This is a genomic window from Denitraticella aggregata (assembly GCF_048158365.1).
Taxonomy (GTDB): domain Bacteria; phylum Pseudomonadota; class Gammaproteobacteria; order Burkholderiales; family Rhodocyclaceae; genus Azoarcus_F.
On the sequence record NZ_JBLLNL010000009.1, the window covers coordinates 108,422 to 134,696 of the forward strand.

Consider the following 26,275-nt stretch of genomic DNA (forward strand, 5'->3'; position numbering starts at 1 on the left):
TCTCATCGGTAGCGGCGCGAGGTCCACCACTGCAGGCCGTTGATGATCAGCAGCAGTACGAACGCGGTGAGCAGCATCACGGTGCCGATCGCGGCTGCGCCCGGATAGTCGTACTGCTCGGCCTTGGCGACGATCAGCAAGGGCGTGATCTCGGTACGGTAGGGGAGGTTGCCGGAGATGAAGATCACCGAGCCGTATTCCCCGACAGCACGCGCGAAGGCCAGCGCGAAGCCGGTCAGCAGCGCCGGCAGCAACGCCGGCAGGATCACCCGCCGTATCGTCGTCAGCCGGGTCGCGCCCATGATCGCCGAGGCTTCCTCGACCTCCTTGTCCAGGTCTTCCAGCACGGGTTGAACCGTGCGCACGACGAAGGGCAGACCGATGTAGGTCAGCGCGACCACGACGCCGAGCTGGGTGTAGGCGATGCGGATGCCGAACACGTCGAGATACTGTCCGATCCAGCCGGTGGATGCATACAGCGTCACCAGCGCGATACCCGCGACCGCGGTCGGCATCGCGAACGGCAGGTCGACCAGCGCATCGACGATGCGTTTGCCGGTGAAGCGGTAGCGCACCAGCACCCATGCGACGATCGCACCGAACACCAGGTTGATCACTGCGGCGATGAAGGAGGCGCCAAACGACAGCTTGTAGGACGCGACCACCTGCCGGCTGCTGACCGCATGCCAGAAGTCGTCCCAGCTCATCTGAGCGGTATAGATCAACAGGCCTGCGATCGGCAGCAGCAGGATGAAGCCGAGATAGAAGACGGTGAAACCCAGCGTGATGCCGAAACCGGGAATCACGCTCTGCCGGCGTAGCGCGAAAGCCATTGCTTGTTCTCCATCGGTGCGACGCTCGTGCCAGGGCCGGCGCCCCTGTCGGGGAGCCGGCCCTGGTGGTGACGCACGATTACTTGTGAATTTCGCTCAGGATGCGGTCGAATACGCCACCGTCGTTGAAGTGGGTTTCCTGGGCGGTCTTCCAGCCGCCGAACACGTCGTCGATGCCGAACAGATTGGCCGCAGGGAAGCGTTCGGCGAACTCGGCGGCGATGGTCGGGTTGGACGGGCGGTAATAGTGCTTGCCCGCCAGACGCTGCGCGTCTTCGGTGTAGAGGAATTCGAGATAGGCCTGCGCGACTTCGCGGGTGCCCTTGCGGTCGACGTTCTTGTCGACGACGGTCACGGGCGGTTCTGCCAGGATGCTGATCGACGGCACGATGATCTCGTATTCACCCTTGCCCAGCTGCTCTACCGACAGGAAGGCTTCGTTTTCCCACGCGATGAACACGTCGCCGATGCGTCGCTGCACGAAGGTGTTGGTCGCACCCCGGGCGGCCGGGTCGAGCACCGGTACGTTCTTGTAGATGTCGCGCACGAACTCGTAGGCCTTCTCCTCGCTGCCGTACTTTTCCAGCGCAAAGCCCCAGGCAGCGAGATAGTTCCAGCGTGCGCCGCCGGAGGTCTTCGGATTCGGTGTGATCACCTCGACCCCTTCGCGCACCAGATCATCCCAGTCCTTGATGTTCTTCGGGTTGCCGGCACGCACCAGCAATACGATGGTCGAGGTGTAGGGCGAACTGTTGGATGGCAGGCGGCTCTGCCAGTCGGCCGGGATCAGGTCGGCGCGCGAATGCATGGCGTCAATGTCATAGGCCAGCGCCAGCGTGACCACGTCGGCGTCCAGCCCGTCGATGACCGCCCGCGCCTGAGAACCTGCGCCCCCATGTGACTGACGGATATCGACCTGTTCTCCCTTGAGCGCTTGCCAGTGCTGCTGGAAGGCCGCGTTGTATTCGCGATAGAACTCGCGGGTCGGGTCGTAGGAGACATTGAGGATGCTGGTCTGTGCCGACGCGAGGGCGCTCACGCCGAGTGTGGCGGTGGCAAGTGCGGTCAGGGCGAGCTTGCGGAAATTGAAACGACGCATGGGGACTCCCGAGGGTAATGTTTTCAGTTGCTAAACGAATGCTTGCGGGAGTGCATTAAAGAGTCTGGGAGAGAATCCGTGAACCAATCAGATCTGTGTTGCTTAGCAGCAAAAATGCTTAGGGCTGGATGGCATATCGATATTCCTGCGATCCGCTGCCGCACAAACGCGCCTGGGTGTGAGACGCCTGGCCGTGCCCGATGAGCGTTTTCAGGCGCGGCCGACCACCTCGCATCTGGTCCGGAATCCGTCGCACACAAACAAAAAGGCACCCGAAGGTGCCTTGTCGACTGGCGCTTTGAGCGTATCAGGCCGCGTAGTTCTGCGACGCGAAGTCCCAGTTGGCCAGACTGTTGAGGAAGGTCGCGACGAAGTCCGGACGACGGTTGCGGTAGTCGATGTAGTAGGCGTGTTCCCACACGTCGATACAGAGCAGGGCGGTGTCACCGGTCGTCAGCGGCGTACCGGCCGCACCCATGTTGACGATGTCGACCGCGCCATCGGCCTTCTTGACCAGCCAGGTCCAGCCGGAGCCGAAGTTGCCGATCGCCGATGCGGTGAAGGCCTTCTTGAAGTCCTCGAACGAGCCCCACTTCGCCTTGATCGCGTCGGCCAGCGCGCCGGTCGGCTCGCCGCCGCCGTTGGGTTTCATGCTGTTCCAGAAGAAGGTGTGATTCCAGACCTGGGCGGAGTTGTTGTAGATGCCGCCGGCCGGGGCCTTCTTGACGATGGCTTCGAGGTCGAGGTTCTCGAACTCGGTGCCCTTGATCAGATTGTTCAGGTTGGTCACATAGGCCTGGTGATGCTTGCCGTAGTGGAACTCCAACGTCTCGGCGGAGATGTGCGGCGCCAGTGCGTCCTTGGCGAAGGGCAGGGCGGGTAGGGTATGTTCCATGAGATTCTCCTGTGTTGAGTCCTGAAGGGTTCATCGAACCGGGACGGTTCAAAGCCTGACTATTCTAGTCGGGATTAGCGCGGGATGACAACGTCCGTGTCACCCTCCGAGCTTCAGCGGGTGCCGCTGTCCGGTGACGACCCGGGCGACGCGCGCCGGCGCAGGTCCGATACTGTTACGGCCAGTTCGCCGTCGCTGAGCTCGATCGAGACATTGTCGCCGATCTCGACCGCATCGGTCGAGCGCAGGATGCGTCCCCGTGCGTCGCGGGTGATGCTGTATCCGCGTGCGAGCACGCCCGCCGGCGCGAGATGGGCGAGGTGGGCGCCGAGCGCTGCGACGCGATCGTCGTGTCGGTGCAACCTGGTTCGACCGGCCTGAGCGAGGCGTTCGGCCAGGCGCTGGAGGTGTTCCTGATGTCGTGTCAGCGCGGGATGCGGCGAGCGCAACTGTAGTCGCAGCATTCGGGTCCGCGCCTGTGCGCGCTCGATGCGCTGATCGAGCCCGAGTCGCAGGCGGCGCGCGAGCGCGTCGAGTTGCTCGGCCGAGCGCGACAGACGGTCGCGCGGATGTCTGAAGCGCAGTGCAGCCCGGTCGACACGCTGTTCCAGCGCATTGAGCCGCGTCCGGAAGCGCTGGGCGAGCAGATGCTCGAGCACGCCGAGGCGGGCGGCCGCGTCGACGAATCCTCCGGACGCGAGCTCCGCGGCGCCGGTCGGTGTGGCCGCCCGCAGGTCGGCGACGAAATCGGCGATCGTGACGTCGGTCTCGTGCCCGACTCCGCTGATCACCGGTACCGCGCACGCGCGGATGCTGCGTGCGAGCGACTCGTCGTTGAATGCCCACAAGTCCTCCAGGCTGCCGCCGCCGCGCACGACCAGCAGCACATCGATCTGGTCTTCGGCCGCGCGTGCCGACGCGGTGCGGACCGCGCTGGCGAGCGCCTGACCGGCACCGTCTCCCTGGACCGGAGCCGGATACAGCACCAGTGGCAGATGCGGTGCGCGTCGCCGCATCGCGGCCACGACATCCTGCAGCGCGGCAGCCGCGGGTGAGGTCACGATGCCGACCCGGCGCGGAAAACGCGGAATGTCCCGCTTCAGTGCCCCATCGAACAGGCCTTCGGCAGCCAGCCTGTCCTTGAGCCGCAGGAACGCTTCGAACAGGTTACCGGATCCGCCCTGTCTCAGGCCTTCGACGCTCAGCTGAAAATCGCCGCGTGCTTCGTACAGCGTGACCTGCACTCGCGCTTCGACCTGCATGCCGTTCTCCGGCCGGAAACCGAGCAACTGGGCCTTGTTGCGCCACATCGTGCATCGCACCTGGGCCTGCTCGTCCTTGAGCGTGAAATACAGGTGTCCGGAGGCGGCGCGGGTCAGGTTGGAGACCTCGCCCGCCACCCGCAGCAGCGGAAAGCTGCGCTCGAGGGTCGTTCTGGCCAGCCGGTTGAGCGCGGAGACGCTGAGGACCTCGGTCTGGGCGCTCGACAGTGGAGGAGGATTCGATTGCAGCGACATGGGCCGGAGTGTAGCAGCCGGGTGTGCGCGCTGCGGCAGAACACGCCCGGAGGGGCCGGACGGCGCCCTGCTATCCACACGCATTAGGCGATGTCAATCCCCCGAAAAAAACACTTATGGATCAAAGGCGTATTTTTAAGTATATGATTTACATGTGAAAATTTGTTGCATCATTTTGCAGCGATCTAGTGACGTGCCCGCGGGATCGGCCGTTCAGCGTGGTGGCGGGTGTTAGTCCACAAGCTTATCCACAGGATCTGTGGATTGCGTCGCGATCGTTACCGGTTGAACGCTGGGGTACGAGGCGGCCGCCGGACAGGGGTGAAGGGCGGGTTTGTACCTATTTTCGTGACCGCAGACGCTGCGCTAGATTGGCCAATCAACGGTGCTGAACACACATCATGGCCGCGGGCGTCGAAACGATACGCTCCCTCAGGACGATGGCTGGCAGGATTGCCGGGCGGCGCCGAGCGATATTCATAACTGAAGAAGGAGACATTCGAATGAGAGTGAAGCGATTTCTGTGCGCGTCCGCGCTCGCGCTGGCGGCACCGCTGGTCGGAGCCCAGCAGCAATTGTCCATCGCGACCGGCGGAACCGGCGGCGTGTACTACCCGATCGGGGGCGGCATCGCGGAACTGATCAATCGGCACATCGAAGGTCACTCTGCGGTTGCGGAGGTCACCGGCGCGTCTGTCGAGAACATGGGGCTGATCGCCCGCGGTGACTCCGACCTGGCGCTGGTGCTGGCCGACACGGCCTATCAGGCCTACACCGGTACCGGACGCTTCGAGGGTCGCCAGATCAGCGCTGCCCGCGCGATCGGTTCGATCTATCCGAACGCGGTCCAGATCGTCACGCTGGCCAACTCGGGCATTACCAGTCTGCAGGACCTGCGCGGCAAGCGGGTGTCGGTCGGCGCCCCGGGCAGCGGCACGGAGGTCAACGCCAAGACGCTGCTCGAGTCCAACGGCCTGAGCTACGAGGACAAGGCGATTCAGCGGCTGAACTTCAACGAGACGGCCGATGCGTTGCGCGACGGTGACATCGATGCCGGGTTCTGGAGCGTCGGGCCTCCGACCAGTTCGATCATGAACCTCGCCGCGACCCGCGACATCGCACTCGTCCCGCTCAGCGCAGAGGAGATTGCGAATGCGCAGAAGGCGGAGCCGGTGTTCGCGCCCTACACGCTGCGCGCCGGCATCTATGACAAGGTGGACCAGCCGGTGAATACGATCAGTATCCCCAATGTGCTGGTGGTCAGTGCCGACATGTCCGACGATACGGCCTATGCAATCACCAAGGTCCTGTTCGAGAAGACCGCAGAGCTGATCGCGATCCATCCGGCGGCCAACGACACCACGGTCGAGTTCAGCCTGACCTCCACGCCGGTGCCGCTTCACCCCGGCGCGCTGCGCTACTACGAGGAGATCGGCGCAGCGGTGCCTGACCGCCTGAAGCCCTGACCGACAGGGCGCATGGTTTCGTGCGCGATGCGCGGGTGCGGGTTGGTGCTCGCGCTCGCGTTTTCGATTTCAGGGCAGGCGACGGCCGATGCGCGCATCGTCGTGACGGACGAGACGGGCACCCTGCTGACCGCCTTCGAGGTCCGCGACGGTGAACAGTGGTGCCTGGTCTGGAACCACTCGGTGGCCGGCTTTCCGGTTCGCGACTGTTTCGTTCGCCGGTCAACCACGCTGGTGCTCGATTCCAGTCATCAGCCCGATTTCGCTGCCGGTCTCGGTCATTACGAAGGCCGTGGCACGATGGTCGCGGACGCGCGCGGCGGCTACCGGATCGAGGCGATCGACGAACCGGTGCCGGACAACCGTCTTCGCCTGCGCGTGGGCAGTGCGGCGGTCGATCATCGCATCGAACACGCCGCCGGGCAGTTCAGTCTGAGCGCGGTCGCGGAACATCGGCGGGTGCAGATCAGCCTCTTCGATTCGAGTGAAGGGCCTGTGCCCATGAGGACACCATGAGCCAGCAAGAACATTCACTGCTCGGGCCGAGCGGCAGCCATTTCCGGCCGATCTTCCTGCTGATCACGGTGGTCGCGGTGGGTTTGTCGCTGTTCCAGCTCTACTCGGCCGGCATCCAGCAAATGGGTCTGTTCTATCAGCGCAGCATCCATATCGCGCTGATCATGATGCTGGTGTTCCTGATGTACCCGGTCTTCGGCTCGGGGCGCAAGCGCGGCATCCTCGGCGGGATCATCGATATCGCGTTCTTCGCCGGTGCCATCCTCACCGGCTTCTACCTGTCCTACAACCTCGACGCGATCATCGCGCGCGCCGGGTTCTGGAACCAGACCGACATCATCGTAGGCTGCATCGCGATCGTGACCGTGCTCGAGGCCTGTCGTCGCGCGGTCGGCATCGGGCTGACCATCATCGCGGTCGTGTTCATCGTCTATGCACTGGCCGGTCCGCGCGGTGCACTGCCATGGCTCGCGGATTACCTTCCGGGGATCCTGTCGCATCGCGGCAACTCGGTGGAACGTCTGATCGGACAACTGTATCTGGGCCAGGAGGGCCTGTTCGGCCTGCCGCTCGGCGTCGCCGCCACCTTCATCTTCGTGTTCGTGCTGTTCGGCGCCTTTCTGGAGGTGACAGGTGCCGGCAAATTCTTCATCGATCTGGCCTATGCGGCCACCGGACGTCAGCGCGGTGGGCCGGCCAAGGCGGCAGTGCTCGCTTCGGCCGGCATGGGTTCGATCTCGGGTAGCGCGATCGCGAACGTGGTCACGACCGGCGCCTTCACCATTCCGTTGATGAAGCGCCTCGGCTACCGGCCCGCACAGGCCGGCGGCATCGAGGCCGCGGCCAGTACCGGCGGGCAGATCATGCCGCCGCTGATGGGCGCGGGGGCCTTCCTGATGGCCGAATACACGCGCGTGCCCTATCTGGAGATCGTCAAGGTCAGCATCATTCCGGCGATCCTGTATTTCGGCACCGTGTATCTGTTCGTGCACATCATTGCGCTCAAGCAGGGCATGAAGGGCATGACCGCCGACGAGTTGCCGTCGGTGCGGCAGGTGATGCGCGACGGCTGGCATTTCGTCGTGCCGCTGGTGGTGCTGGTCTATCTGCTGGCGATGCACATGTCGCCGATGCGGGTCGGTTACTACGCGGTGGTGTCGGTGGTCGGGGTCGCCGTGCTGCGCTATCTGGTGTGGTTCTTCGTCATCGGTCCGCGTCATGGACATCCGGTGGACTGGGCGCGCATCCGGGCGATGATGGTCAACGGCCTGCGCCTGCTGATCGAGGGGCTGTCGTTGGGCGCGCGCAATGCGGTGCCGGTCAGCATGGCCTGTGCGATCGCCGGGATCATCGTCGGCGTGGTCGGTCTGACCGGGCTCGGCCTCAAGTTCTCGTCGATGATGATGGCCTTCTCGGGCGGCAACATCGTGCTCGCACTGCTGATGGTGATCATCGCGAGCCTGATCCTGGGCATGGGACTGCCGGTGACCGCGGCCTATATCGTGCTGATCGTGCTGGTGGGGCCGGCACTGTCGAACGAGTTCGGCATCCCGTTGCTGATCGCGCACCTGGTGGTGTTCTGGTATTCGCAGGACTCCAACGTGACCCCGCCTGTCGCGCTGGCGGGTTTCGCCGGCGCTGCGATCGCGGGCAGTAAACCGATGGAAACCAGCTTCCAGGCCTGGAAGTTTGCCAAGGGCCTGTACCTGATTCCGCTGTTCATGGTGTTCAATCAGGAACTGATCATGGGCGGTCCGCTGCTGGTGGTCATCTGGAACGTGGTGATCGCGGTCTGTGCGCTGGCGGCTTTCGCGGCCGCGCTCGAAGGCTACCTGTTTACGCGGATGGGCCTGCTGTCGCGCCTGCTGATCGTGCCGGCGACGATCGCGATCTTCTACCCCAGCTTCATGTTCGAGGCGTCCGGGCTCGGCACGATCATCGCCCTGCTCGGTCTGAACTGGATCGCGTCCCGACGCGAAGCCGCTCCGGCCTGACTTGGCAGCCACCGCGCATCGACGCCCGATGCCGATGCTCGCCACCGGTGATGCGTGTGCGCGGGCACGCCGGATCGGGACGGAGCTTGCCCTTAGCCCGGTCGAGCGCTAGAGTTCCGGCTTTCGGATTGGGGAGAACGGGTGCGTGTTCGCAATCATTGAAGCATCCGGATGGCCGATCTGGCCCCTGCTGCTGGCATCGGTCATCGCGGTCGCACTGATCATCGAACGCTCGATCAGCCTTAGACAGGTCAAGGTCTGTCCGCAGGGTCTGCTCGACGACGTGCTGGCCGATCTGCGCATGCATGGCGTGACCACGCAGATGACGAAAGAGGTCGCGGCCCATTCCCCGCTCGGCAAGGTGCTCGCCGCGGGCCTGCGCAACGTCAGCAGCTCGCGCGAGATCATGAAGGAGTCGATCGAGGAGACCGGTCGCGCGGTGGCGCACGAGCTGGAGCGCTACCTCACCTCACTCGGCACCATCGCCGCCATCAGTCCGCTGCTCGGGCTGTTCGGCACCATCATCGGCATGATCGACATCTTCGCGTCGCAGGGTGTCAGCGGAGCGAACCCGCAGCAGCTTGCCCAGGGCATCTCGATCGCGCTCAACACGACCGGCCTGGGGCTGATCATCGCGATCCCGGCCACCATCTTCTGGCGTCATTTCCGCGCGCAGGTCGACAGCCTGGTGATCGACATGGAGCAGCAGGCGATCAAGCTGGTCGAGGTCGTGCATGGCGAGCGCAGAGCGTAGGCCGGCGCGATGAACTTCCAGCGCGGCAGCCGCCAGGAGGCGCCCGAGGTCAATCTGATACCGCTGATCGACGTGGTGCTGGTCATCATCATCTTTCTGATGCTGACGACCACTTTCTCCAAGGTGTCGGGCCTGGAGATCAATCTGCCGACCGCGGATGCGGAAGCGACCGAGGCCCCGGCCAATGAGATCACGGTCGCGGTGACCGCTGCCGGGGACGTCATCATCGACGGCACGCCGGTCGGGTCGCGCGGGATCCCGGCGGTCGCGGCCGCGCTCGGCCGGGCCGTGACGCCCGGCGCCGGCGATCCGGTCATCGTGATCAATGCGGATGCACAGGCTTCCCACCAGAGCGTGATCGATGTGATGCAGGCGGCGCAGCAGGCCGGTCTGCCGCAGATCACCTTCGCGATACAGTCGCCACAGGACTGAAGACCCGATCCGGTTTTCGGTCCGCATCGGACGCGTCCAACCATGCCGCAGAAGCCGCCCGCCTTCTGGAAGTCTCGCTCGCTGGCGGCCATGTGTCTGCTGCCGCTGGCCGCGCTTTTCTGGCTCCTTGTGTCTGTCCGGCGCAGCCTGTTCCGTCACGGCGTTCTCGCCTCGGTGAGACTGCCCGTCCCGGTGATCGTGGTCGGCAACATCGCCGTCGGCGGAAGCGGCAAGACGCCGGTGGTGCAATGGCTGATCGATGCGCTGCGCGGCGCCGGTTATCGTCCGGGTATCGTCAGTCGGGGCTACGGCGGTGCGTTCGAAGGCGTCACGATGGTGGATGCCGACGCCGACCCGGCGCGCTACGGGGATGAACCGGTGCTGCTTGCGCGCACCTGTGGCTGTCCGGTCGCGGTCGGTGCCGATCGGCCGGCCGCCGCGGCCCGATTGCTTGCCGATCATCCGGAATGCGATGTACTTGTGTCCGACGACGGCCTGCAACACTATCGGCTGCAGCGCGACATCGAGGTCGTCGTGGTCGATCCGGATACGCTCGCCAACCGCTGGCTGTTGCCGTCCGGACCGCTGCGCGAAGGCCTGTCCCGGCTGGCCGATTGCGATGTGGTGGTCGCACACGGGGTGCTCGATCCCGCGCTGGTGTCCCGTTGCGGGACGACGCCGGTCAAACGCATGCGCCTGGCCGGCGAGCAGCTGCAGCGGCTGGGCGCACCGGACGATAGCGTGCCGCTGTCGTCCTTCGCGGGTCGCCGGGTGCACGCGATCGCCGGAATCGGACGGCCCGAGCGCTTCTTTGCGCAGCTGGCCGCAGCGGGGCTGGACGTCGTGCCGCATGCCTTCCCGGATCATCATCGCTTCGAGGCTGCGGATCTCGCGTTCGACGAGGATGCTCCGCGCATCATGACGGCCAAGGATGCGGTAAAATGCGTAATCTTTGCGCTGGCCGATGCCTGGGTTCTACCGGTGGCCGCTCGCATCGAGCCGGGCATGCAAGACACAATACTGGAGAAACTGAAGCATGGACGCGAGGCTGCTTGAAATCCTGGTGTGCCCGATCTGCAAGGGTCCGCTCGACTTTCTGAAGAACAGGCAGGAACTCGTGTGCAAGGCGGATCGTCTCGCCTTCCCGATTCGCGACGGTATCCCGGTCATGCTCGAGGAGGAGGCGAGGCACATGAGTGCCGAAGATGTAGACGCATTGCGCAAGCGATGAACGGCTTTCATGTCGTGATCCCGGCGCGTCACGCGTCGACCCGACTTCCCGGCAAGCCGCTGGCAGACATCCACGGCCGGCCCATGGTGGTGAGGGTCCTCGAGCGCGCCAGCCGTGCCGGTGCGCGTTCGGTCTGTGTGGCTACCGATCACGCGGATGTGTTCGATGCGGTGCGCGCCTGCGGGGGCGACGTGCTGATGACGCGCGCCGATCATGCCAGTGGCACCGACCGGCTCGCCGAAGTCGTCGAGGCGCGTGCGTGGGCGGATGACGATATCGTGGTCAACGTTCAGGGCGATGAACCCTTGATCGAACCGGCGCTGATCCGCGGCGTGGCGGCTGCGCTCGATGCCGCGCCGCAGGCCGCGGTGGCGACCGCCGCGCACCCGTTGGCAGATGCCGACGCCCTGTTCAATCCCAACGTGGTGAAGGTGGTGTGCGATGCGGCCGGCTTCGCGCTCTATTTCTCGCGGGCGCCGATTCCGTGGGCACGTGACGCGTTCGCGCTGAACCGTGCCCAATTGCCCGACGGATTGCCGGTGCTCAGGCATGTCGGCATCTATGCATACCGGGTCGCATTCCTGCGCCGTTACGCCGATCTCGCGCCATCGCCACTCGAGCACTGGGAGGCGCTGGAGCAGTTGCGGGTGCTTTGGCATGGCCACCGGATCGCGGTTTCGCGCATCGAACACGCACCGGTAGCCGGAGTCGACACCCAGGAAGATCTGGAGCGGGTCAGGCGGGCGTTTGACCCGGTGCAGGGTCTGAAGTAAGTTTCGCAGTTCAACATGAACAAGTGGCCGCCTGACGTGAGCCACGACACGGGAGGGTAAGGATGCGACTGATTCTTTTGGGACCGCCGGGGGCCGGCAAGGGCACGCAAGCCAACTTCATCAAGGAGAAATTCGGCATTCCGCAGATCTCCACCGGTGACATGCTGCGCGCGGCGGTCAAGGCCGGCACACCGCTCGGTATCGCCGCCAAGAAGGTCATGGATTCGGGCGGCCTGGTTTCCGACGACATCATCATCGGGCTGGTCAAGGACAGGCTGCAGCAGGACGACTGCAAGGCCGGCTACATGTTCGACGGTTTCCCGCGGACCCTTCCGCAGGCCGATGCGATGAAGGAGTCGGGCGTGCCGCTCGATTTCGTGCTCGAGATCGACGTGCCCGATGCCGAGATCGTGGAGCGCATGAGTGGCCGCCGGGTGCATCTCGCGTCCGGACGCACCTACCATGTCAAGTACAACCCGCCCAAGGTCGAAGGCAAGGACGACGTGACCGGCGAACCGCTGATTCAGCGCGACGACGACACGGAAGCCACGGTCAAGAAGCGTCTGGAGGTCTATCACGCGCAGACCAAGCCGCTGGTCGAGTACTACTCCAAGTGGGCGGAGTCCGGTGACGCGACCGCGCCCAAGGTTCGCAAGATCGCCGGTCTCGGTGCGGTCGAGGACATCACCGCCCGCGCGTTCGACGCATTGAAGTAAGCGCCGCCCGAGACTGGGGCCTTACGCTCAGGGCGCGGTGATCGACGGGACCTCCGTCGTTCGCCGCGCCCTGTCCATTGGGAGCCATGAAGACACGAAACCTGTTCTACGGTCAGTCGGGTGGCGTCACCGCCGTGATCAATGCCACGGCGGCAAGCGTGATCCGGGCGGCACGCGCCCGTCCGGATGCGGTCGGCACCGTGCTGGCCGGACGGAACGGAATCCTCGGCGCACTCGACGAAGACCTGATCGACACCGCGGCGCTCAGCGAGGACGACCTCGACGCGCTGCTTCACCTGCCGGGCGGGGTGTTCGGTTCCTGCCGTTTCGATCTCGATGCGCCAGCCGACAATCCGGAGCAGTACGACCGGCTCTTCGGCGTGTTCGCCGCCCACGACATCGGTTACTTCCTTTACAACGGCGGCAACGGTTCGATGGATACAGTGGCCCAACTGTCGGGCGAGGCTCGCGCGCGGGGCTACCCGCTGGTTTGCGTCGGTGTGCCGAAGACGGTCGACAACGATCTGGAGGGCACCGACTGTTGTCCGGGTTTCGGCTCGGCCGCCAAGTATGTCGCGACGTCCATGCTCGAAGCCGGTCGCGATCTGCAGGCCATGGCCAGCAGGGTCGGTCGCGCCTTCGTGCTCGAGGTGATGGGCCGCAATGCGGGCTGGCTCGCGGCCGCGACCGCACTGGCCTCGCGCGACCGGGACGAGCCACCGCACATCATCCTGATGCCGGAGGTACCGTTCGATGAATCCGCGTTCCTGGCCCGGGTCGGGGAGACGGTCGAGCGGCTCGGCTATTGTGCGATCACGGTATCCGAGGGCATTCGCCGCGCCGACGGTTCGCTGGTCATGGAGCAGTCTCACGACCGCAAGGGCCACGTCCAGCTCGGTGGCGCCGGGCAGTGCATCGCGCGATCCATTCATGCCGCGTTCGGCTACAAGGACCATTGGTCGATCCCGGATTACCTGCAGCGTTCGGCAGGCCACCTCGTGTCGGCGAACGATCATGCCCACGCCTGCGCGGTCGGCGAGGCTGCGGTCGAGTATGCACTGGCCGGTCTGGATGGCGTGATGGTCGCCATCCGGCGCGAATCCAACCAGCCTTACGCGTGGAGTGTCGAGCCGGTCCCGGTGTCACGCGTGGCCAATCTCGAGCGACTGGTGCCGGCGCAATACATTCGAGCGGACGGGCTGCATGTCACCGACGCCGCACGCGCGTATCTGCGTCCGCTGATCGCCGGTGAGCGCATGCCGCCGTTCTCGGAAGGCATGCCGGACTACCGGCGCTTTCGCTTTGAATCGCTCGAGCGCCGATTTCTGGCGTGATGCCGGTATGCGGGCGGTCGGCCGCGCAGTGTGACCGCGCGGGGATCGCCGGATCAGCCCGATACGGCGGGGTTCAGACTGTACGTGCCGGTCAGCGTGGCCTGAGCGAGCACATGACCCTCGATCGCCTGGCGCACATCGGCCCCGCCGAAGCGGCCTTCGACCGGGCAGCGCTCCACGTCCAGCGCGTACAGCGTAAACACATAGTGATGCAGCAGTTCGTCGTTCCACGGCGGACAGGGGCCGTCATAGCCATGGTAATCGCCCTTCATCGCGTCATCCCCGGCAAACCATGCGGTGTAGTCGTTGATACCTTGCCGCGTGCCGTTTGCCGCGCCGGGGCCCGACTTGCCGCCGGGGGTGACTTCGGCCGAAAAGCTGCCCTGCGCGATCTCGCGGGTGTGCGCGGCGATGTCGACCAGGACCCAGTGGAAGAAGTCGACACGCGGCAGGCTGGCCGGCACGCTGCGACTTTCCTGGTTGACGTCGTCGCCCTTGCTGGGCACATCCGGGTCGTGACAGCTCAGCACGAAGGAACGGGTGCTGGCCGGCACGTCGTGCCAGGCGAGTTGCGGGTTCAGGTTCTTGCCGAGGCACACGTGCCCTTCCTGGGCCGGGATGCAGAACGCGAATTCGCCCGGAATGCGCGCATCATCGGCAAAGCTGCTGCTGGTCAGTTTCATGCTCAGTGTCTCCTGCGTTTTGGATGTTCTTCGGGACGTCCATCGGGATTCTACCCGGCCGCGCGCTTCCTGAAATCGCGAAGCCGGAATCCAAACGCGAACAGGCTCGCGAAATACGTCACGATGCCGCCGCCGACCAGTAACGCGAGCCGTAGCGCGCGCTCCAGCGCACCCTGGTCCAGCCACGAGGCTTCAGTGCCCATCCCGAACCACAGCACGGCCCCGAGCGCCACCAGCGCGAGCGCGATCCGCGCACCGAATCCGATCCAGCCAGGCTGTGGCCGGAACACCCCACGCCTGAGCAGGCCGCGCAGCAGCAGGCCGGCATTGAGCAGTGAGGCCAGACCGATGGACAGCGCGAGCCCGGCGTGTTGCAGCGGAAGGATGAAGGCGAGATTCATCAACTGGGTCGCGATCAGCGTGATTACCGCGAACTTGACCGGGGTGCGGATGTCCTGGCGTGCGTAGAAGCCCGGGGCGAGAATCTTCACCATGATCAGACCGGTCAGCCCCACGCTGTAGGCGACCAGCGCGAGCCGGGTCTGCATCACGTCATCGGCGGAGAATGCGCCGTGGTGGAACAGCGTGGAGATCAATGGTACGGCCAGCATCGCCAGCGCCAGCGCTGCCGGCAGGGTCAGCATCAGCGTCAGACGCAGGCCCCAGTCGAGCATGGAGGAAAAGGCTTCGGGCTGGTTGTCCGCGTGCAGTTTCGACAGGCTGGGCAGCAGGATGGTCCCGAGCGCCACGCCCAGCAAGCCGGCCGGAAACTCCATCAGGCGGTCGGCGTAGTAGAGCCACGACACGCTGCCGCTCTGCAGAAAAGACGCGAAGATGGTGTTGATCACGAGCGACACCTGCGCCACCGACACGCCGAGCATGGCCGGCAGCATCAGCGTGACGACGCGTCTCACGCCGGGGTCGGACAACTTGAGGTCGAAGCGCGGCAGCATGCCGATGCGCGCCAGGGGGCGCAACTGCAGCAGCAGCTGCAACACGCCGCCGATGAAGACCGCCCACGCCAGCGCCAAAACTGGCGGGTCGAACAAGGGGGCGGCAAACAAGGCCATCACGATGAAGCTCAGATTGAGCAGCACGGGCGTGAAGGCCGGAATCGCGAAGCGGCTCCAGGTGTTCAGCACGCCGCCGGCCAGCGCGACCAGCGACATGAACAGGATGTAAGGGAAGGTGATGCGGGTCAGTTCGACCGTCAGTGCGAACTTGTCCGGTTCGCTCGAGAAACCGGGCGCGGTCACGTAGATGATGATTGGTGCGGCGACGATGCCGAGCAGCGAGATCAGCGCAACCACGAGGCCGAGCACGGTCGCGACCCGGTTGATCAGCTGATGTGCATCCGCTTCGCCGCGCCGGTTGCGGTATTCGGCCAGGATCGGCACGAAGGCCTGTGAAAACGCGCCCTCGGCGAACATCCGGCGCAGCAGGTTGGGCAGGCGGAACGCGACGAAGAAGGCATCGGTCGCCATGCCCGCGCCGAAGCTGCGTGCGATCACGAAGTCGCGCACGAAGCCCAGAATGCGGGAGATCAGGGTCATGCCGCTGACGGTGACCAGAGCGCGCAGCAGATTCATTCAGGCGATCGAAAAAAAGCGTCATCATAACGGTTAGCCATCGAATGGGGCATGTTGCTGCAGCATCGCGGACGGGTCGTCGCGTCATATCGACAACGGTTGCGTTCGATGCGGGAGCAGTTTAAAATCACGTGCTTTACCGAATCAACGAACGGAAGAATACTTATGGCCAATTCGGCACAAGCCCGCAAGCGCGCACGTCAGGCAGTGAAAGCCCGCGCCCACAATGGCAGCCTGCGTTCGCGTCTGCGCACTGCAGTGAAGGCTGTGCAAAAGGCCGTTCTGGGTGGCGACAAGGAAGCCGCTCAAGCGGTTTTTCGCAGCTCGATGAGCACCATCGACAGCATCGCGGACAAGAAGATCATTCACAAGAACAAGGCCTCGCGCCACAAGAGCCGCCTGTCCGCCGCAATCAAGGCCATGTCTGCCTGATCGATCCGGTATGGAACAACAACGGCGACTTCGGTCGCCGTTTCTTTTCGCCGTTCCTGTCCGTTCCACGGTCGGCTCCCGCCGCGGTGCCCCGGGGCTGCGTCCGGCACGCTCGGCGCACGTGGGTGGGTGAATGGGATTCGGTTCGTAAGCCAGGGCGCACCGCCTCGGGATCTGCGGTGCTTTTCAGATCTGCGCTTCGTCCAGCGGCTCCATCTGAAGATTGTTGTCGTTCGCGAAATTGACCAGAAACTTGTACGCGAGCGGCTCGACCTCATAGAGGCGGGCGTCGACCACGACCGTCTTGTCGCCGCGAAGATTGCCGCCCGGGCGCACAAAGGGCGAGTAGGTCATGCGATGGTCCGCCCCGAAGGCCGACATGATGCCGCAGAGCCGGTCCGCCCAATCGCTCGGACGGAATCTCTTGCCTTCGCGCGTGACCCCGACGATGACGAAGCTCTGAATGTTCTGGTTCATATCCCACGCCGTTGATCGCAGCTGCAGTACCGGTCGGCTTGGAGCCCGCGCGTCGGGGATGCCGCACCGCACAACAGGGCGCAATTCTACCAGAAAACGCAATGACCTTCGTGTCGGCCATGGTCTCGTGCGAACGGCGGCGATCGGCTGCGAAAGGCCCGGAATCTATACTTTCGGGGTGGTTTCGCTTAATATCAGAGCCTTGAACATCTACGGCGGCGCCAGCCGCCGTGTGCGTTTCTGGAACATACGGATCGGGGCCCTTCATGTCGCACATCATGAACACCTATGCACGGTTGCCGGTTGCATTCACGCACGGCGAAGGCTCCTGGCTCTTCGATGAAACAGGCAGGCGCTACCTGGACGGGCTCTCGGGCATTGCGGTGTCCACGCTGGGTCACAATCACCCGCGCCTCGTGCGTGCGATCGCGCAACAGGCCGCCTGTGTGTTGCATACGTCCAACCTGTATCGGATTCCGTTGCAGGAGGAACTCTCCGACCGCCTGGCCGGATTGTCCGGCATGGATGAGGTGTTCTTTTGCAACTCCGGTTGTGAGGCCAACGAGGCAGCCATCAAGCTTGCACGCATGTATGGCCACCGCAAGGGCATCGAACTGCCGACCATCATCGTGATGGAGAATGCCTTCCACGGCCGCACCATGGCTACACTGTCGGCTACGGGCAACCGCAAGACGCAGGCTGGTTTCGAACCGCTGGTGGCGGGTTTCTTGCGCGTGCCATACAAGGATATCGACGCGATCCGCAGGGTGGGTGAGCACAACGGCAACGTGGTCGCGGTGATGCTGGAGATGATCCAGGGCGAGGGCGGCATCCACATTGCGGACGAAAACTTTCAGCGTCAGTTGCGCGGGGTCTGCGACGAGCGCGGCTGGCTGATGATGTGCGACGAGGTCCAGTGCGGGGTCGGGCGGACCGGACACTGGTTCGGCTTCCAGCAGGCCGGTGTCAGGCCTGACGTGGTGACGCTGGCCAAGGGTCTGGGCTCGGGCGTGCCAATCGGAGCCTGCATGACATCCGGTCGAGCAGTCGGTCTGTTCGGTCCTGGTAACCACGGGTCCACGTTCGGCGGCAATCCGCTCGCATGCGCCGCCGGCCTTGAGACCCTGGCCACAATCGAGGACGAAGGCCTGATGGTCAATGCGGTGGCCGTAGGCGAATCGATCCGCTCGGGCCTGCACGAGGCCTTGTCCGGTGTGAAGGGCATCGTCGATATTCGCGGACGCGGCCTGATGATCGGAATCGAGCTCGATCGGCCGTGTGGCGACCTGGTCAGGCAGGCACTCGACGCGGGCCTTCTGATCAACGTGACAGCCGAGCGCGTGATTCGTCTGCTCCCGCCGCTGACCTTCAGCGAGCAGGACGCGCAAAAACTGGTGTCATTGCTTGCGCCGCTGATCCGGACGCTTCTCGAAAAGTGAGGACTGCGCGATGACTTCGCTCAGACACTATCTGCAGTTCAAGGATTTCAGCCGCGACGAGTATGAACACCTGTTTGCGCGCGCGCACTGGATCAAGGACAAGTTCAAGCGTTATGAACCCTATCATCCGATGTTCGATCGCACGCTGGTGATGATCTTCGAAAAGGCGAGCACACGCACACGCCTGTCCTTCGAGGCGGGCATGCATCAGCTCGGCGGCTCGGCCATCTACCTGAACACGCGTGACTCCCAACTCGGACGCGGCGAACCGGTCGAGGACGCGGCGCAGGTCATGTCGCGCATGAGCGACCTGGTGATGATCCGTACCTTCGAGCAGCACATCATCGAGCGATTCGCTCAGAACTCGCGCGTGCCGGTCATCAACGGGCTGACCAACGAATACCATCCGTGCCAGATCCTGGCCGACATCTTCACGTATATCGAACATCGTGGTCCGATCCAGGGCAGGACCGTCGCCTGGATCGGTGACTCGAACAACATGTGCAACACCTGGCTGCAGGCCGCCGAGGTGCTGGACTTCAATGTGCATGTGTCGACCCCGCCCGGTTACGAGGTGGAACCGGAACGGGCGGGCTTGTATGGAACCGACCATTTCGAGCAGTTCAGCGACCCGATGGAGGCGTGCAAGGGTGCCGACCTGGTCACCACCGACGTGTGGACGTCGATGGGTTTCGAGGCGGAGAACGAAGCGCGCTGCAAGGCCTTCGCCGACTGGTGCGTCGATGCCGACATGATGGCCCAGGCCAAGGCCGATGCGTTGTTCATGCATTGCCTGCCCGCCCACCGGGGCGAGGAGGTCACCGCCGACGTCATCGACGGCCCCCAGTCAGTCGTCTGGAACGAGGCTGAAAACCGCTTGCATGCGCAGAAAGCACTGATGGAATACCTGGTATTGGGCAAGGTGGAGGCAAAGTGACCCAGTTTCGGCGCAGCCAAAACCGCTTGCATGCGCAGAAAGCACTGATGGAATACCTGGTACTGGGCAAGGTGGAGGCAAAGTGACCCAGTTTCGGCGCAGCCAAAACCGCTTGCATGCGCAGAAAGCACTGATGGAATACCTGGTACTGGGCCGAGTTCACAACTGAGCGCGAGTATCTGACAGCAACAGGGGCTCGTATTCGCGGGCCGTCAATCGATCGGAAAGCACAATGAGTGAAGTCAACAAAGTCGTACTCGCCTATTCGGGCGGTCTGGATACCTCGGTGATCCTGAAGTGGCTGCAGGATACCTATCACTGCGAGGTCGTCACCTTTACCGCCGATCTCGGTCAGGGTGAGGAACTCGAGCCGGCGCGCCAGAAGGCGCTACAGTTCGGCATCAAGCCGGAGAACATCTTCATCGACGATCTGCGCGAGGAGTTCGTGCGCGACTTCGTGTTCCCGATGTTCCGAGGCAACACGGTGTACGAGGGCGAGTATCTGCTCGGCACGTCGATCGCGCGGCCGCTGATCTCCAAGCGCCAGATCGACATCGCGCGTTCGACCGGGGCCGATGCGGTCTCGCATGGTGCGACCGGCAAGGGTAACGATCAGGTGCGCTTCGAACTCGGCTATTACGCGCTGATGCCGGGTGTGAAGGTCATCGCGCCGTGGCGCGAATGGGATCTGCTGTCGCGCGAGAAGCTGCTCGCCTATGCCGAGAAGGCCGGCATCCCGATCGAGATGAAGCACAAGCAGGGCGGGTCGCCCTACTCGATGGATGCGAACCTGCTGCACATCTCGTTCGAAGGCCGTCATCTCGAGAATCCGGCCGCGGAAGCCGAAGAGGACATGTGGCGCTGGACGGTGTCGCCGGAGGCCGCACCCGATGCGGCCGAATACATCGACCTCGAGTTCGAGAAGGGTGACCTGGTCGCGATCGACGGCACCCGCATGGCGGCGCATGAGTTGCTCGCGAAGCTGAACCAGCTCGGCGGCAAGCACGGTATCGGCCGTCTCGATCTGGTCGAGAACCGCTACGTCGGCATGAAGAGCCGTGGCTGCTACGAGACGCCGGGCGGGACCATCCTGCTCAAGGCCCATCGTGCGATCGAATCGATCACGCTGGACCGCGAGGTCGCGCACCTGAAGGACGATCTGATGCCGCGTTACGCGTCGTTGATCTACAACGGTTACTGGTGGAGCCCGGAGCGCCGCGCACTGCAGGCGCTGATCGACACCACGCAGCAGACCGTAAACGGTTGGGTCCGGCTCAAGCTGTACAAGGGCAACGTCATCGTCACCGGGCGCGACTCCAAGACCGATTCGCTGTTCGATCCGACCATCGCGACCTTCGAGGACGACGCCGGTGCATACGACCAGAAGGATGCGCACGGTTTCATTCGCCTCAATGCGCTGCGCATGAGGATCGAAGCGAACGCCAGGCTGAAAAGGGGTTGATCACGTCGCAGCCAATACCATGTCCTGAGGAATGCGTCGATGGGGAATGAACCGATCATCTTCGGCCTGACGGTCGCCCAGTTCGAGTCGATCTCGCTGAAGGTGCTGCTGACCGCGCTGATCCTCTACATGATCTTCATCATCGGCAACCTGGCCTGGAAATCCAAGGCCGGCAAGTACGGTACGGTGTGGATGTTTCTCGCGCTCGGTCTCGGCTTTCTGGGCTTCGTGTCCAAGGCGCTGATCGAGCGTTTTCTGGGTATCTGATATTACGGCTGAGCCGGGGAGGGAACCATGCCTTCATTCGACGTGATGTCCGAAGTCGATCTGGTTGCGTTGCGCAATGCGGTCGATGTGGCCAATCGCAAGATCACGAACCGGTATGACTTCAAGGGCACCGATGCGCGTATCGAGCAGAACGAGAAGGTGCTGACGCTGTTCGGGGACAGCGACTTTCAACTCGACCAGATGAAAGCGATCCTGTTGCCCGAGATGACCGGCAAGAAGGTCGACGTGCGCTGCCTCGATTACGGCGATCTGCAGAAGGTCGGCGGCAACAAGGTCAAGCAGGAACTCAAGGTGCGGGTCGGCGTCGAGCAGGATCTGGCCAAACAGATCGTCAAATTGCTCAAGGACAGCAAGCTCAAGGTGCAGGCCGCGATACAGGGTGATGCGGTGCGGGTATCCGGCGCCAAGCGCGACGTGTTGCAGGACGCGATTGCTCTGGTCAAGAAGGAGATCACCGACTTCCCGCTGCAATACGGCAACTTCAGGGATTGACCTCAATCCATGGAGGTCTCCAGCGCCGCCGCCGCGATATCGACGCTGAAGCTCGCCAACGTTCAGGCGCAGGCGTCGCTGTCGATTCTGCGCAAGACGCTGGACTTGCAGCAGGCCCAGGCGCTGCAGTTGCTGCAGGCCTTGCCCGCCCCGGTTCAGGCGCCGTCAGGTACGGTCGGCACCCGCATCGACATCTGGGCGTGAGCGTTCGGCGCAAAACCGTTCCGGCCGGATGCCGGCCTGTCCGGCGATGTTCGACGCGTCAGCTGCTCACCAGGTGGCTCTCCGGTGCCGTTTGCGGCTGGGCCTGACCGAAATAACCCTCGGTATGGATCAGTTCGTCCCGGGCGCCGAGCTTCTTCGCCGCCGCCACGCAGTCCGCGACGAATTCGGGACTTCCGGCGATGAACAGACTGTGCTTGGACAGGTCCGGAAACTGGCTCGGAAGCACGTCCGGAATCCGGCCCTGCAACATGCCGTCGCGCCGTTCGCGGGTCAGCGTCGGTTTGTAAGTGAAGTTGCGGTGTTTGGTTTCCCAGTATTTCATCAGACCGAAGTCGTACAGGTCGTCTGCGATGCGGGCCGAGAACAGCAACGTGACCGGTTTGCGATACCCGCGCCGCAGGGCCGCTTCGGCCAGTGACAGGATGGGCGCGAGTCCGGAACCGGCGGCGATGCACAGGACCGGCGTCTCCACTGAAGGATCGCCGATGAACGTGCCATAGGGGCCGGAGATCTTCACCAGTTCCCCGATCCCGACCTGTTCGTGCATCCATTTGCTGGTGACACCGTCGTCCATGCGGGTGACCTGCACCATGATCTCGCCGTCGGGCCGCGGCGCGTTCGCGATCGAGTAGCAGCGGGCCGGGGCGCCCGAACGTTCGTCACCGATCGTCACGTACTGACCCGGCCAGTAGCGCATCACCGGTCCGACCGGGCGAAAATGAATCTCGACGATGCGGGGCGTACGCTGGATGCGGTCGGTGACCACGTAGCGCTGGTCCTCGCGCGGCGGAAAGAGCTTGGGCTTGGCGTCGTCGGTGCCCCATTCGATCACCAGTTCCTCGGACAGCGGCTTGGCCATGCACATCAGACCGAAGCCCTGTTTGCGCTCTTCCTGCGACAGGGCCATGTCGAGCACCATGCCCTGGTCGAAGTGGCCGGACAATACCTTGACTTTGCACTCCCCGCAGGCGCCTGCGCGGCAATTGTTGGGCAGTGCATAGCCGGCCTTCTCGAGGGCGGCCAGGACGGTATCGCCGCCAAGGCATTCCACTTCGCGGCCGGACGGATGAAGGCGTATCTTTTGCATGGCTAACCTGTTGGGGGAGGCGTGACAAAACGGTCGGAGCGGTCGGTGCTTTCCCGAACCCCGTATAAGCGGCGCAAGCCGCGAATACAGCGGATCCTGAACCCCACACGCCGCTTCGTGCCTCGCGGCGCTCCCACAGCAATACCCGTCTTGGCGTCGACCGCTTGTGGGAGCGGCGCAAGCCGCGAAAGGACATTCAGAACACCGGGATGATGTCTTCCATGTCGGAGTCGGACATTTCCTGGCCCGTGATGCCGACTTCCGGGATCGCCGGGAACGGAATCTCGTACCGGTCGAGCACGCCCTTCAGGTTCAGCATCGCATTGCGCCAGTTTTCCTTCTTGGCTTCGTAGGTCGGGATACCGAAACCGGCCCCGCGCGCCACTTCCTCGCCTTCGCGCTGATTGTCGATGAAATCCTCGGGCAGGTCCCAGAACTCCATCGGTGGTTCGAACAGCACGGCGGACAGGAACAGGTAGCCGGCACGGATCTGCTTGGTGACGGTCGCCTTGTCTTCGGCGGCCAGCCTAGGATAGTCGCGCTCCATCAGCGCCATGCAGATCGCCATGTGGCGGCCCTCGTCGCGTCCGATGTTGCGGAAGGCCTCCTTGAACACGAGTTCGCGCGAGTTGTCGTACATCTGCTTGAAGATCGTCGCGGCCGCGATCTCGCCCATCAGGAAGGACGAGAACAGCACCGCCAGCGAGTACTTGGGGACCGCCTGCTTGTAGCCGTTCCAGTAGCGGCCGCCGTTGTAGTACAGCCACTTCGCATTCTTCTGCAGACGCTTGCCGAGCTCGGTCTTGGGCGCGTAGGTGATCGGATCCGGATGTCCGAGGAACCTGGTGATCGCCAGACCGCACATCTGCTCGTGATTCTGCTCGTCGCGCGTCACCGAGAAGAAGCAGCGCCGCACCGGATCCTCCTCGTGGTCTTCGTAGGTCTTGATGAAGGCAGCCGCGAACACCGGTGGCGCGGACGCGTCGAACACCGACAGCAGCGTCCACCAATAGGCGATCGCCTCGCGCTCCTCCCATGAGTACGACTCCACGTCCAGCGTATCCCAGGGCAGCTTCTTCGGGTCCCAGTTCTCGCGCTGCGCCGCGTCCCAGACTTCCTCCATCTTGGTCGTCTGCGCGTTCCACGACAGCGGGTAGATGTTCGGTTGCGCGGTTGCGGGCGGGAATTCCTGTTCCAGCGCCAGTTTTTCGTTCTTGGCCATTCATGTCTCCTCGATTCAGGGTCTGTCGACGGGTGTGCCCGTACAGACGTTACGATGAGGCCATGGGCGAAAATAAAAGTTGACCTGGATCAAGAAACAGCAAAATAAGCCGACCGGTCGGTCAAGAATACGGATACGTCGGTACGCGTCGGGCTTCCAACGGAGCCCTATCCCACCACGACCTTGTTCTTTCCGGTCTGCTTGGCTTCGTACATCGCCGCGTCGGCGCGTTCGATCACGGCATCCATCGATTCGCCCGGCAGCCAGGCGCTCGCGCCCGCACTGAAGGTGATCAGGATCTTGCTCTCGTCGGCAAGGAAGAAGGTCCGGGTCAGCGCACGTTGCAGGCGCACCAGGACCGCGCTTGCCTGGTTCAGGTCCGACTCGGGGTACAGGATGATGAATTCCTCGCCACCGATGCGGACCACGGTGTCGTTCGGCCGCTTGAAATTGTCGATGTCGAGCAGGCGCAGGTTCGCCGGTCTGTCCAGGATATCGTGCTCCATGTCGACCTGGCCGTGCAGCCATTCATCATCGAGCCCGGACGGATTCAAGGGTCTGGGGAAGGCGGTCGGATCAGGGGGTCAGGCAGCCAGCAGGACACGGTTCTTGCCTGCGCGTTTGGCTGCGTACATGGCCTTGTCCGCACGGTCGATGGCCCCGCAGGGGTTCTCATCCGCGCCGAGCCGCGCCAGCCCGGCGCTGAATGTGATCAGCAGCCGCCTGTTCTCGGCAAGGAAGAAACGCTTGGTCAGTTCGCGCTGCAACCGCCCGATGGCCGACAGCGCATGATGCTCATCGGTGTCCGGCAGCAGAATCACGAATTCCTCCCCGCCGTAACGCCCGACCAGATCCTGCGGACGCAGGCTTTCGCGCATCACGGTGGCGAGATGACGCAGCGCCTCGTCGCCGGTGCGGTGACCGAAGGTATCGTTGAGTTGCTTGAAGTTGTCGATATCGAGCAGCGCGATGCAAAGCGGGGTCGCCCGGCGCCGCGCCACCGCGATCTCCCGCTCGATCGCTTCATCCAGCCCCTTGCGATTGAGCGTGCCGGTCAGCGGATCAAGGCGCACCATTTCGCTGGTTTCATCGAGTTCGCGCTGCAGTCGGATGATTCGGTGGTTGGCCGATTCGACTTCCTGGCGCAGCGTCTTGAGTTCCTCGCTCGAACGCTTCGCGGTCTCCTGCACCTCCTGCGTTTCGCTGAGCATCAACTCGACCACGTTGGCGAGATCGCTGATGTTGTCGGCCTGCTCGATGTCGCGCGCGCAACGCACCAGTGTGTCGTGATATTGATCGGTCGAGGTGCTGAACCGGGCGAGCCGGTCCACGAAGCCGGCCAGCATGTCTTTCAGACGCGCCTGGGCGTCGGTGAGCTGACGCTTGAGGTGCGTCTGCTTGTCGATCACCGCACGCAGGCGTCGTTCGACCTCATCCAGCATGCGGATGTCCAGCGGGTTGCCGAACACTTCGGCAACCAGGCCGAGCTGGCCGCGCAGCCAGTTGTCGTCGACCACCAGTTCACTGATGTTGTCCACGATCAGGCGAAGCAGGCTGAGCAGACCCTGTCGGATGGCGCGCTGGTCTTCCTCCGCCCACTCGATCTTGTCGGTCAGCGCGTGCAGGCGTGCGCTCAGTTCCTGACTGCAGGGGCAATCCACCTCCATGCCTGCGACGACCTCGGCGATCGCGCGTGCCTCGGCTGAAAGCGCCGCGTTCTCCGACACGATCGGAAGAATGGCCTTCTGCAACAGGAGTGCTAGCAACTGGCCCGCAGTGGCGGGCAGCTCGCCCACTGCGTCGGAGGTCGTCTCGGCGCTGCCCGCCGTGGCGGTCCCCGACGATTTCGCATCGGCCGGACTGCCGCGATCCTCGAGGGCCGCCCAGCGGCCGAGCATGGACTGCAGCCGGCTGAAACTCAGCTCGGGATCGCTGGCAGAGAGCACCAGCACCTGATCGAGCATCGCGAACTTGTCGGCGCGCGTCAGCGTGGCGTGGGGGCGGTCGAATTCCCTGCACAGATCGCGTACCAGCGTACCCCATGGATTCCTGTCTATGGTCTGGGTGCCGCACAGCGCGACGATCGCCTCCTTGACCGCCGCCCATTGCCGGGAGAACACGGCCTGTTCGAACTGCCGGGCCAGGCGCAGGCGTTCCGCAGTATTGCGCGGCAGGGCCGACGCGATCAGTTTGAAGGGCTGTTCGGGGAATGCTTCGTCGTCGCCGTTGCCAGCGATCTGATGGTAGAAGGCCCGATAGTTGTCGGGCGTCGGTGCAACACGCTGAAGGGCGAGTCGTCGCAGGGCTTCACGGGCGATCTCGGGCGGTCGCAGACTGTTTTCGGCCATCGACTGGCTTGGACTCTATGACAGACAGTGAAAA

General features: G+C 63.8%; 28 protein-coding genes. 17 read left to right on the top strand and 11 right to left on the bottom strand.

Features of this window, described 5'->3' with window-relative positions; all coding sequences use genetic code 11:
* Window positions 1-2 precede the first annotated feature (2 nt).
* The 4 genes from cysT to xseA form a co-directional block, all read right to left on the bottom strand.
* Window positions 3-833 (bottom strand): sulfate ABC transporter permease subunit CysT, encoded by an 831-nt coding sequence (gene cysT / locus ACKVEX_RS12260; RefSeq protein ID WP_473216019.1) that lies wholly within the window; start codon window positions 831-833, stop codon window positions 3-5.
* Window positions 834-912: 79 nt separating this feature from the next.
* Window positions 913-1,932, bottom strand: a complete 1,020-nt coding sequence (locus ACKVEX_RS12265) for a sulfate ABC transporter substrate-binding protein (RefSeq protein WP_473216020.1) — start codon at window positions 1,930-1,932, stop codon at window positions 913-915.
* A 307-nt stretch (window positions 1,933-2,239) separates the two neighbouring features.
* Window positions 2,240-2,827, bottom strand: coding sequence for a superoxide dismutase (locus tag ACKVEX_RS12270; protein ID WP_473216021.1), 588 nt, complete (start codon window positions 2,825-2,827; stop codon window positions 2,240-2,242).
* A gap of 113 nt (window positions 2,828-2,940) precedes the next feature.
* A complete protein-coding gene (gene xseA, locus ACKVEX_RS12275; RefSeq protein ID WP_473216022.1) occupies window positions 2,941-4,344 on the bottom strand; it encodes an exodeoxyribonuclease VII large subunit in 1,404 nt (467 codons plus the stop codon).
* Between the two features lie 503 nt (window positions 4,345-4,847).
* Between xseA and ACKVEX_RS12280 the strand changes: the two genes are divergently transcribed.
* From ACKVEX_RS12280 to ACKVEX_RS12325, 10 genes are all read left to right on the top strand, one after another.
* Complete coding sequence (locus tag ACKVEX_RS12280; protein ID WP_473216023.1) at window positions 4,848-5,810, top strand: TAXI family TRAP transporter solute-binding subunit; 963 nt, start codon at window positions 4,848-4,850, stop codon at window positions 5,808-5,810.
* Window positions 5,811-5,822: 12 nt separating this feature from the next.
* The gene (locus tag ACKVEX_RS12285) at window positions 5,823-6,326 is read left to right on the top strand and encodes a DUF1850 domain-containing protein (RefSeq protein WP_473216024.1); all 504 of its coding nucleotides are present in this window, start codon (window positions 5,823-5,825) and stop codon (window positions 6,324-6,326) included.
* Window positions 6,323-8,320, top strand: coding sequence for a TRAP transporter permease (locus ACKVEX_RS12290; RefSeq protein WP_473216025.1), 1,998 nt, complete (start codon window positions 6,323-6,325; stop codon window positions 8,318-8,320). The genes ACKVEX_RS12285 and ACKVEX_RS12290 overlap by 4 nt, the downstream gene beginning before the upstream one ends.
* A 145-nt stretch (window positions 8,321-8,465) precedes the next feature.
* The gene (locus ACKVEX_RS12295; protein WP_473216026.1) at window positions 8,466-9,074 is read left to right on the top strand and encodes a MotA/TolQ/ExbB proton channel family protein; all 609 of its coding nucleotides are present in this window, start codon (window positions 8,466-8,468) and stop codon (window positions 9,072-9,074) included.
* Between the two features lie 9 nt (window positions 9,075-9,083).
* Window positions 9,084-9,506 (top strand): ExbD/TolR family protein, encoded by a 423-nt coding sequence (locus ACKVEX_RS12300; RefSeq protein WP_473216027.1) that lies wholly within the window; start codon window positions 9,084-9,086, stop codon window positions 9,504-9,506.
* A 42-nt stretch (window positions 9,507-9,548) separates the two neighbouring features.
* Window positions 9,549-10,562, top strand: a complete 1,014-nt coding sequence (gene lpxK, locus ACKVEX_RS12305; RefSeq protein ID WP_473216028.1) for a tetraacyldisaccharide 4'-kinase — start codon at window positions 9,549-9,551, stop codon at window positions 10,560-10,562.
* Entirely contained in the window at window positions 10,543-10,737 is a 195-nt protein-coding gene (locus tag ACKVEX_RS12310) for a Trm112 family protein (RefSeq protein ID WP_473216029.1), read from the top strand. The genes lpxK and ACKVEX_RS12310 overlap by 20 nt, the downstream gene beginning before the upstream one ends.
* Window positions 10,734-11,510 carry a 3-deoxy-manno-octulosonate cytidylyltransferase gene (gene kdsB / locus ACKVEX_RS12315; protein WP_473216030.1) on the top strand — a complete coding sequence of 259 codons (777 nt, stop codon included), beginning with the start codon at window positions 10,734-10,736 and terminating at the stop codon, window positions 11,508-11,510. The genes ACKVEX_RS12310 and kdsB overlap by 4 nt, the downstream gene beginning before the upstream one ends.
* Window positions 11,511-11,572: 62 nt before the next feature.
* The gene (gene adk / locus ACKVEX_RS12320; RefSeq protein ID WP_473216031.1) at window positions 11,573-12,226 is read left to right on the top strand and encodes an adenylate kinase; all 654 of its coding nucleotides are present in this window, start codon (window positions 11,573-11,575) and stop codon (window positions 12,224-12,226) included.
* Between the two features lie 86 nt (window positions 12,227-12,312).
* Window positions 12,313-13,560 carry a 6-phosphofructokinase gene (locus ACKVEX_RS12325; protein WP_473216032.1) on the top strand — a complete coding sequence of 416 codons (1,248 nt, stop codon included), beginning with the start codon at window positions 12,313-12,315 and terminating at the stop codon, window positions 13,558-13,560.
* Between the two features lie 53 nt (window positions 13,561-13,613).
* Here the strand turns inward: ACKVEX_RS12325 and ACKVEX_RS12330 are convergent, their stop codons facing one another.
* Together ACKVEX_RS12330 and murJ are read right to left on the bottom strand one after the other, a co-directional pair.
* Window positions 13,614-14,243 carry a YbhB/YbcL family Raf kinase inhibitor-like protein gene (locus tag ACKVEX_RS12330; protein ID WP_473216033.1) on the bottom strand — a complete coding sequence of 210 codons (630 nt, stop codon included), beginning with the start codon at window positions 14,241-14,243 and terminating at the stop codon, window positions 13,614-13,616.
* Window positions 14,244-14,293: 50 nt separating this feature from the next.
* The gene (gene murJ, locus ACKVEX_RS12335) at window positions 14,294-15,832 is read right to left on the bottom strand and encodes a murein biosynthesis integral membrane protein MurJ (protein ID WP_473216034.1); all 1,539 of its coding nucleotides are present in this window, start codon (window positions 15,830-15,832) and stop codon (window positions 14,294-14,296) included.
* A 165-nt stretch (window positions 15,833-15,997) separates the two neighbouring features.
* Between murJ and rpsT the strand changes: the two genes are divergently transcribed.
* A complete protein-coding gene (gene rpsT / locus ACKVEX_RS12340) occupies window positions 15,998-16,264 on the top strand; it encodes a 30S ribosomal protein S20 (protein WP_473216080.1) in 267 nt (88 codons plus the stop codon).
* A gap of 186 nt (window positions 16,265-16,450) precedes the next feature.
* Here the strand turns inward: rpsT and ACKVEX_RS12345 are convergent, their stop codons facing one another.
* A complete protein-coding gene (locus ACKVEX_RS12345) occupies window positions 16,451-16,741 on the bottom strand; it encodes a DUF3579 domain-containing protein (RefSeq protein ID WP_473216035.1) in 291 nt (96 codons plus the stop codon).
* Window positions 16,742-17,007: 266 nt separating this feature from the next.
* On the opposite strand from ACKVEX_RS12345, the gene ACKVEX_RS12350 reads away from it, so the two are divergent.
* The 6 genes from ACKVEX_RS12350 (at window position 17,008) to ACKVEX_RS12375 (ending at window position 21,563) form a co-directional block, all read left to right on the top strand.
* On the top strand, window positions 17,008-18,180 hold the full coding sequence (locus tag ACKVEX_RS12350; protein ID WP_473216036.1) for an acetylornithine/succinylornithine family transaminase: 1,173 nt from the start codon (window positions 17,008-17,010) through the stop codon (window positions 18,178-18,180).
* A 10-nt stretch (window positions 18,181-18,190) separates the two neighbouring features.
* Entirely contained in the window at window positions 18,191-19,117 is a 927-nt protein-coding gene (argF, locus tag ACKVEX_RS12355; protein ID WP_473216037.1) for an ornithine carbamoyltransferase, read from the top strand.
* A 232-nt stretch (window positions 19,118-19,349) separates the two neighbouring features.
* Entirely contained in the window at window positions 19,350-20,579 is a 1,230-nt protein-coding gene (locus tag ACKVEX_RS12360) for an argininosuccinate synthase (protein ID WP_473216038.1), read from the top strand.
* Window positions 20,580-20,618: 39 nt separating this feature from the next.
* Entirely contained in the window at window positions 20,619-20,846 is a 228-nt protein-coding gene (locus tag ACKVEX_RS12365; RefSeq protein WP_473216039.1) for a DUF2788 domain-containing protein, read from the top strand.
* Between the two features lie 27 nt (window positions 20,847-20,873).
* Window positions 20,874-21,359, top strand: coding sequence for a YajQ family cyclic di-GMP-binding protein (locus ACKVEX_RS12370; protein ID WP_473216040.1), 486 nt, complete (start codon window positions 20,874-20,876; stop codon window positions 21,357-21,359).
* A gap of 9 nt (window positions 21,360-21,368) precedes the next feature.
* Window positions 21,369-21,563, top strand: a complete 195-nt coding sequence (locus tag ACKVEX_RS12375) for a putative motility protein (RefSeq protein WP_473216041.1) — start codon at window positions 21,369-21,371, stop codon at window positions 21,561-21,563.
* A 58-nt stretch (window positions 21,564-21,621) separates the two neighbouring features.
* Here the strand turns inward: ACKVEX_RS12375 and ACKVEX_RS12380 are convergent, their stop codons facing one another.
* The 4 genes from ACKVEX_RS12380 to ACKVEX_RS12395 all read right to left on the bottom strand — a co-directional run bounded on the left by ACKVEX_RS12380 (window position 21,622) and on the right by ACKVEX_RS12395 (window position 26,241).
* The gene (locus tag ACKVEX_RS12380; protein ID WP_473216042.1) at window positions 21,622-22,671 is read right to left on the bottom strand and encodes a 2Fe-2S iron-sulfur cluster-binding protein; all 1,050 of its coding nucleotides are present in this window, start codon (window positions 22,669-22,671) and stop codon (window positions 21,622-21,624) included.
* 196 nt (window positions 22,672-22,867) lie between these two features.
* A complete protein-coding gene (locus tag ACKVEX_RS12385) occupies window positions 22,868-23,893 on the bottom strand; it encodes a hypothetical protein (RefSeq protein WP_473216043.1) in 1,026 nt (341 codons plus the stop codon).
* Between the two features lie 167 nt (window positions 23,894-24,060).
* Window positions 24,061-24,447 (bottom strand): GGDEF domain-containing protein, encoded by a 387-nt coding sequence (locus ACKVEX_RS12390; protein WP_473216044.1) that lies wholly within the window; start codon window positions 24,445-24,447, stop codon window positions 24,061-24,063.
* A gap of 30 nt (window positions 24,448-24,477) precedes the next feature.
* Window positions 24,478-26,241: a GGDEF domain-containing protein gene (locus ACKVEX_RS12395; RefSeq protein WP_473216045.1), complete on the bottom strand. Its 1,764-nt coding sequence runs from the start codon at window positions 26,239-26,241 to the stop codon at window positions 24,478-24,480.
* Window positions 26,242-26,275 lie beyond the last annotated feature (34 nt).

Bases quoted from the DNA above. Each gene is read 5' to 3' on its own strand.
- cysT (WP_473216019.1), bottom strand. From the start codon at position 833: ATGGCTTTCGCGCTACGCCGGCAGAGCGTGATTCCCGGTTTCGGCATC.
- ACKVEX_RS12265 (WP_473216020.1), bottom strand. From the start codon at position 1,932: ATGCGTCGTTTCAATTTCCGCAAGCTCGCCCTGACCGCACTTGCCACC.
- ACKVEX_RS12270 (WP_473216021.1), bottom strand. From the start codon at position 2,827: ATGGAACATACCCTACCCGCCCTGCCCTTCGCCAAGGACGCACTGGCG.
- xseA (WP_473216022.1), bottom strand. From the start codon at position 4,344: ATGTCGCTGCAATCGAATCCTCCTCCACTGTCGAGCGCCCAGACCGAG.
- ACKVEX_RS12280 (WP_473216023.1), top strand. From the start codon at position 4,848: ATGAGAGTGAAGCGATTTCTGTGCGCGTCCGCGCTCGCGCTGGCGGCA.
- ACKVEX_RS12285 (WP_473216024.1), top strand. From the start codon at position 5,823: ATGGTTTCGTGCGCGATGCGCGGGTGCGGGTTGGTGCTCGCGCTCGCG.
- ACKVEX_RS12290 (WP_473216025.1), top strand. From the start codon at position 6,323: ATGAGCCAGCAAGAACATTCACTGCTCGGGCCGAGCGGCAGCCATTTC.
- ACKVEX_RS12300 (WP_473216027.1), top strand. From the start codon at position 9,084: ATGAACTTCCAGCGCGGCAGCCGCCAGGAGGCGCCCGAGGTCAATCTG.
- lpxK (WP_473216028.1), top strand. From the start codon at position 9,549: ATGCCGCAGAAGCCGCCCGCCTTCTGGAAGTCTCGCTCGCTGGCGGCC.
- ACKVEX_RS12310 (WP_473216029.1), top strand. From the start codon at position 10,543: ATGGACGCGAGGCTGCTTGAAATCCTGGTGTGCCCGATCTGCAAGGGT.
- kdsB (WP_473216030.1), top strand. From the start codon at position 10,734: ATGAACGGCTTTCATGTCGTGATCCCGGCGCGTCACGCGTCGACCCGA.
- adk (WP_473216031.1), top strand. From the start codon at position 11,573: ATGCGACTGATTCTTTTGGGACCGCCGGGGGCCGGCAAGGGCACGCAA.
- ACKVEX_RS12325 (WP_473216032.1), top strand. From the start codon at position 12,313: ATGAAGACACGAAACCTGTTCTACGGTCAGTCGGGTGGCGTCACCGCC.
- ACKVEX_RS12330 (WP_473216033.1), bottom strand. From the start codon at position 14,243: ATGAAACTGACCAGCAGCAGCTTTGCCGATGATGCGCGCATTCCGGGC.
- murJ (WP_473216034.1), bottom strand. From the start codon at position 15,832: ATGAATCTGCTGCGCGCTCTGGTCACCGTCAGCGGCATGACCCTGATC.
- rpsT (WP_473216080.1), top strand. From the start codon at position 15,998: ATGGCCAATTCGGCACAAGCCCGCAAGCGCGCACGTCAGGCAGTGAAA.
- ACKVEX_RS12345 (WP_473216035.1), bottom strand. From the start codon at position 16,741: ATGAACCAGAACATTCAGAGCTTCGTCATCGTCGGGGTCACGCGCGAA.
- ACKVEX_RS12350 (WP_473216036.1), top strand. From the start codon at position 17,008: ATGTCGCACATCATGAACACCTATGCACGGTTGCCGGTTGCATTCACG.
- argF (WP_473216037.1), top strand. From the start codon at position 18,191: ATGACTTCGCTCAGACACTATCTGCAGTTCAAGGATTTCAGCCGCGAC.
- ACKVEX_RS12360 (WP_473216038.1), top strand. From the start codon at position 19,350: ATGAGTGAAGTCAACAAAGTCGTACTCGCCTATTCGGGCGGTCTGGAT.
- ACKVEX_RS12365 (WP_473216039.1), top strand. From the start codon at position 20,619: ATGGGGAATGAACCGATCATCTTCGGCCTGACGGTCGCCCAGTTCGAG.
- ACKVEX_RS12370 (WP_473216040.1), top strand. From the start codon at position 20,874: ATGCCTTCATTCGACGTGATGTCCGAAGTCGATCTGGTTGCGTTGCGC.
- ACKVEX_RS12375 (WP_473216041.1), top strand. From the start codon at position 21,369: ATGGAGGTCTCCAGCGCCGCCGCCGCGATATCGACGCTGAAGCTCGCC.
- ACKVEX_RS12380 (WP_473216042.1), bottom strand. From the start codon at position 22,671: ATGCAAAAGATACGCCTTCATCCGTCCGGCCGCGAAGTGGAATGCCTT.
- ACKVEX_RS12385 (WP_473216043.1), bottom strand. From the start codon at position 23,893: ATGGCCAAGAACGAAAAACTGGCGCTGGAACAGGAATTCCCGCCCGCA.
- ACKVEX_RS12395 (WP_473216045.1), bottom strand. From the start codon at position 26,241: ATGGCCGAAAACAGTCTGCGACCGCCCGAGATCGCCCGTGAAGCCCTG.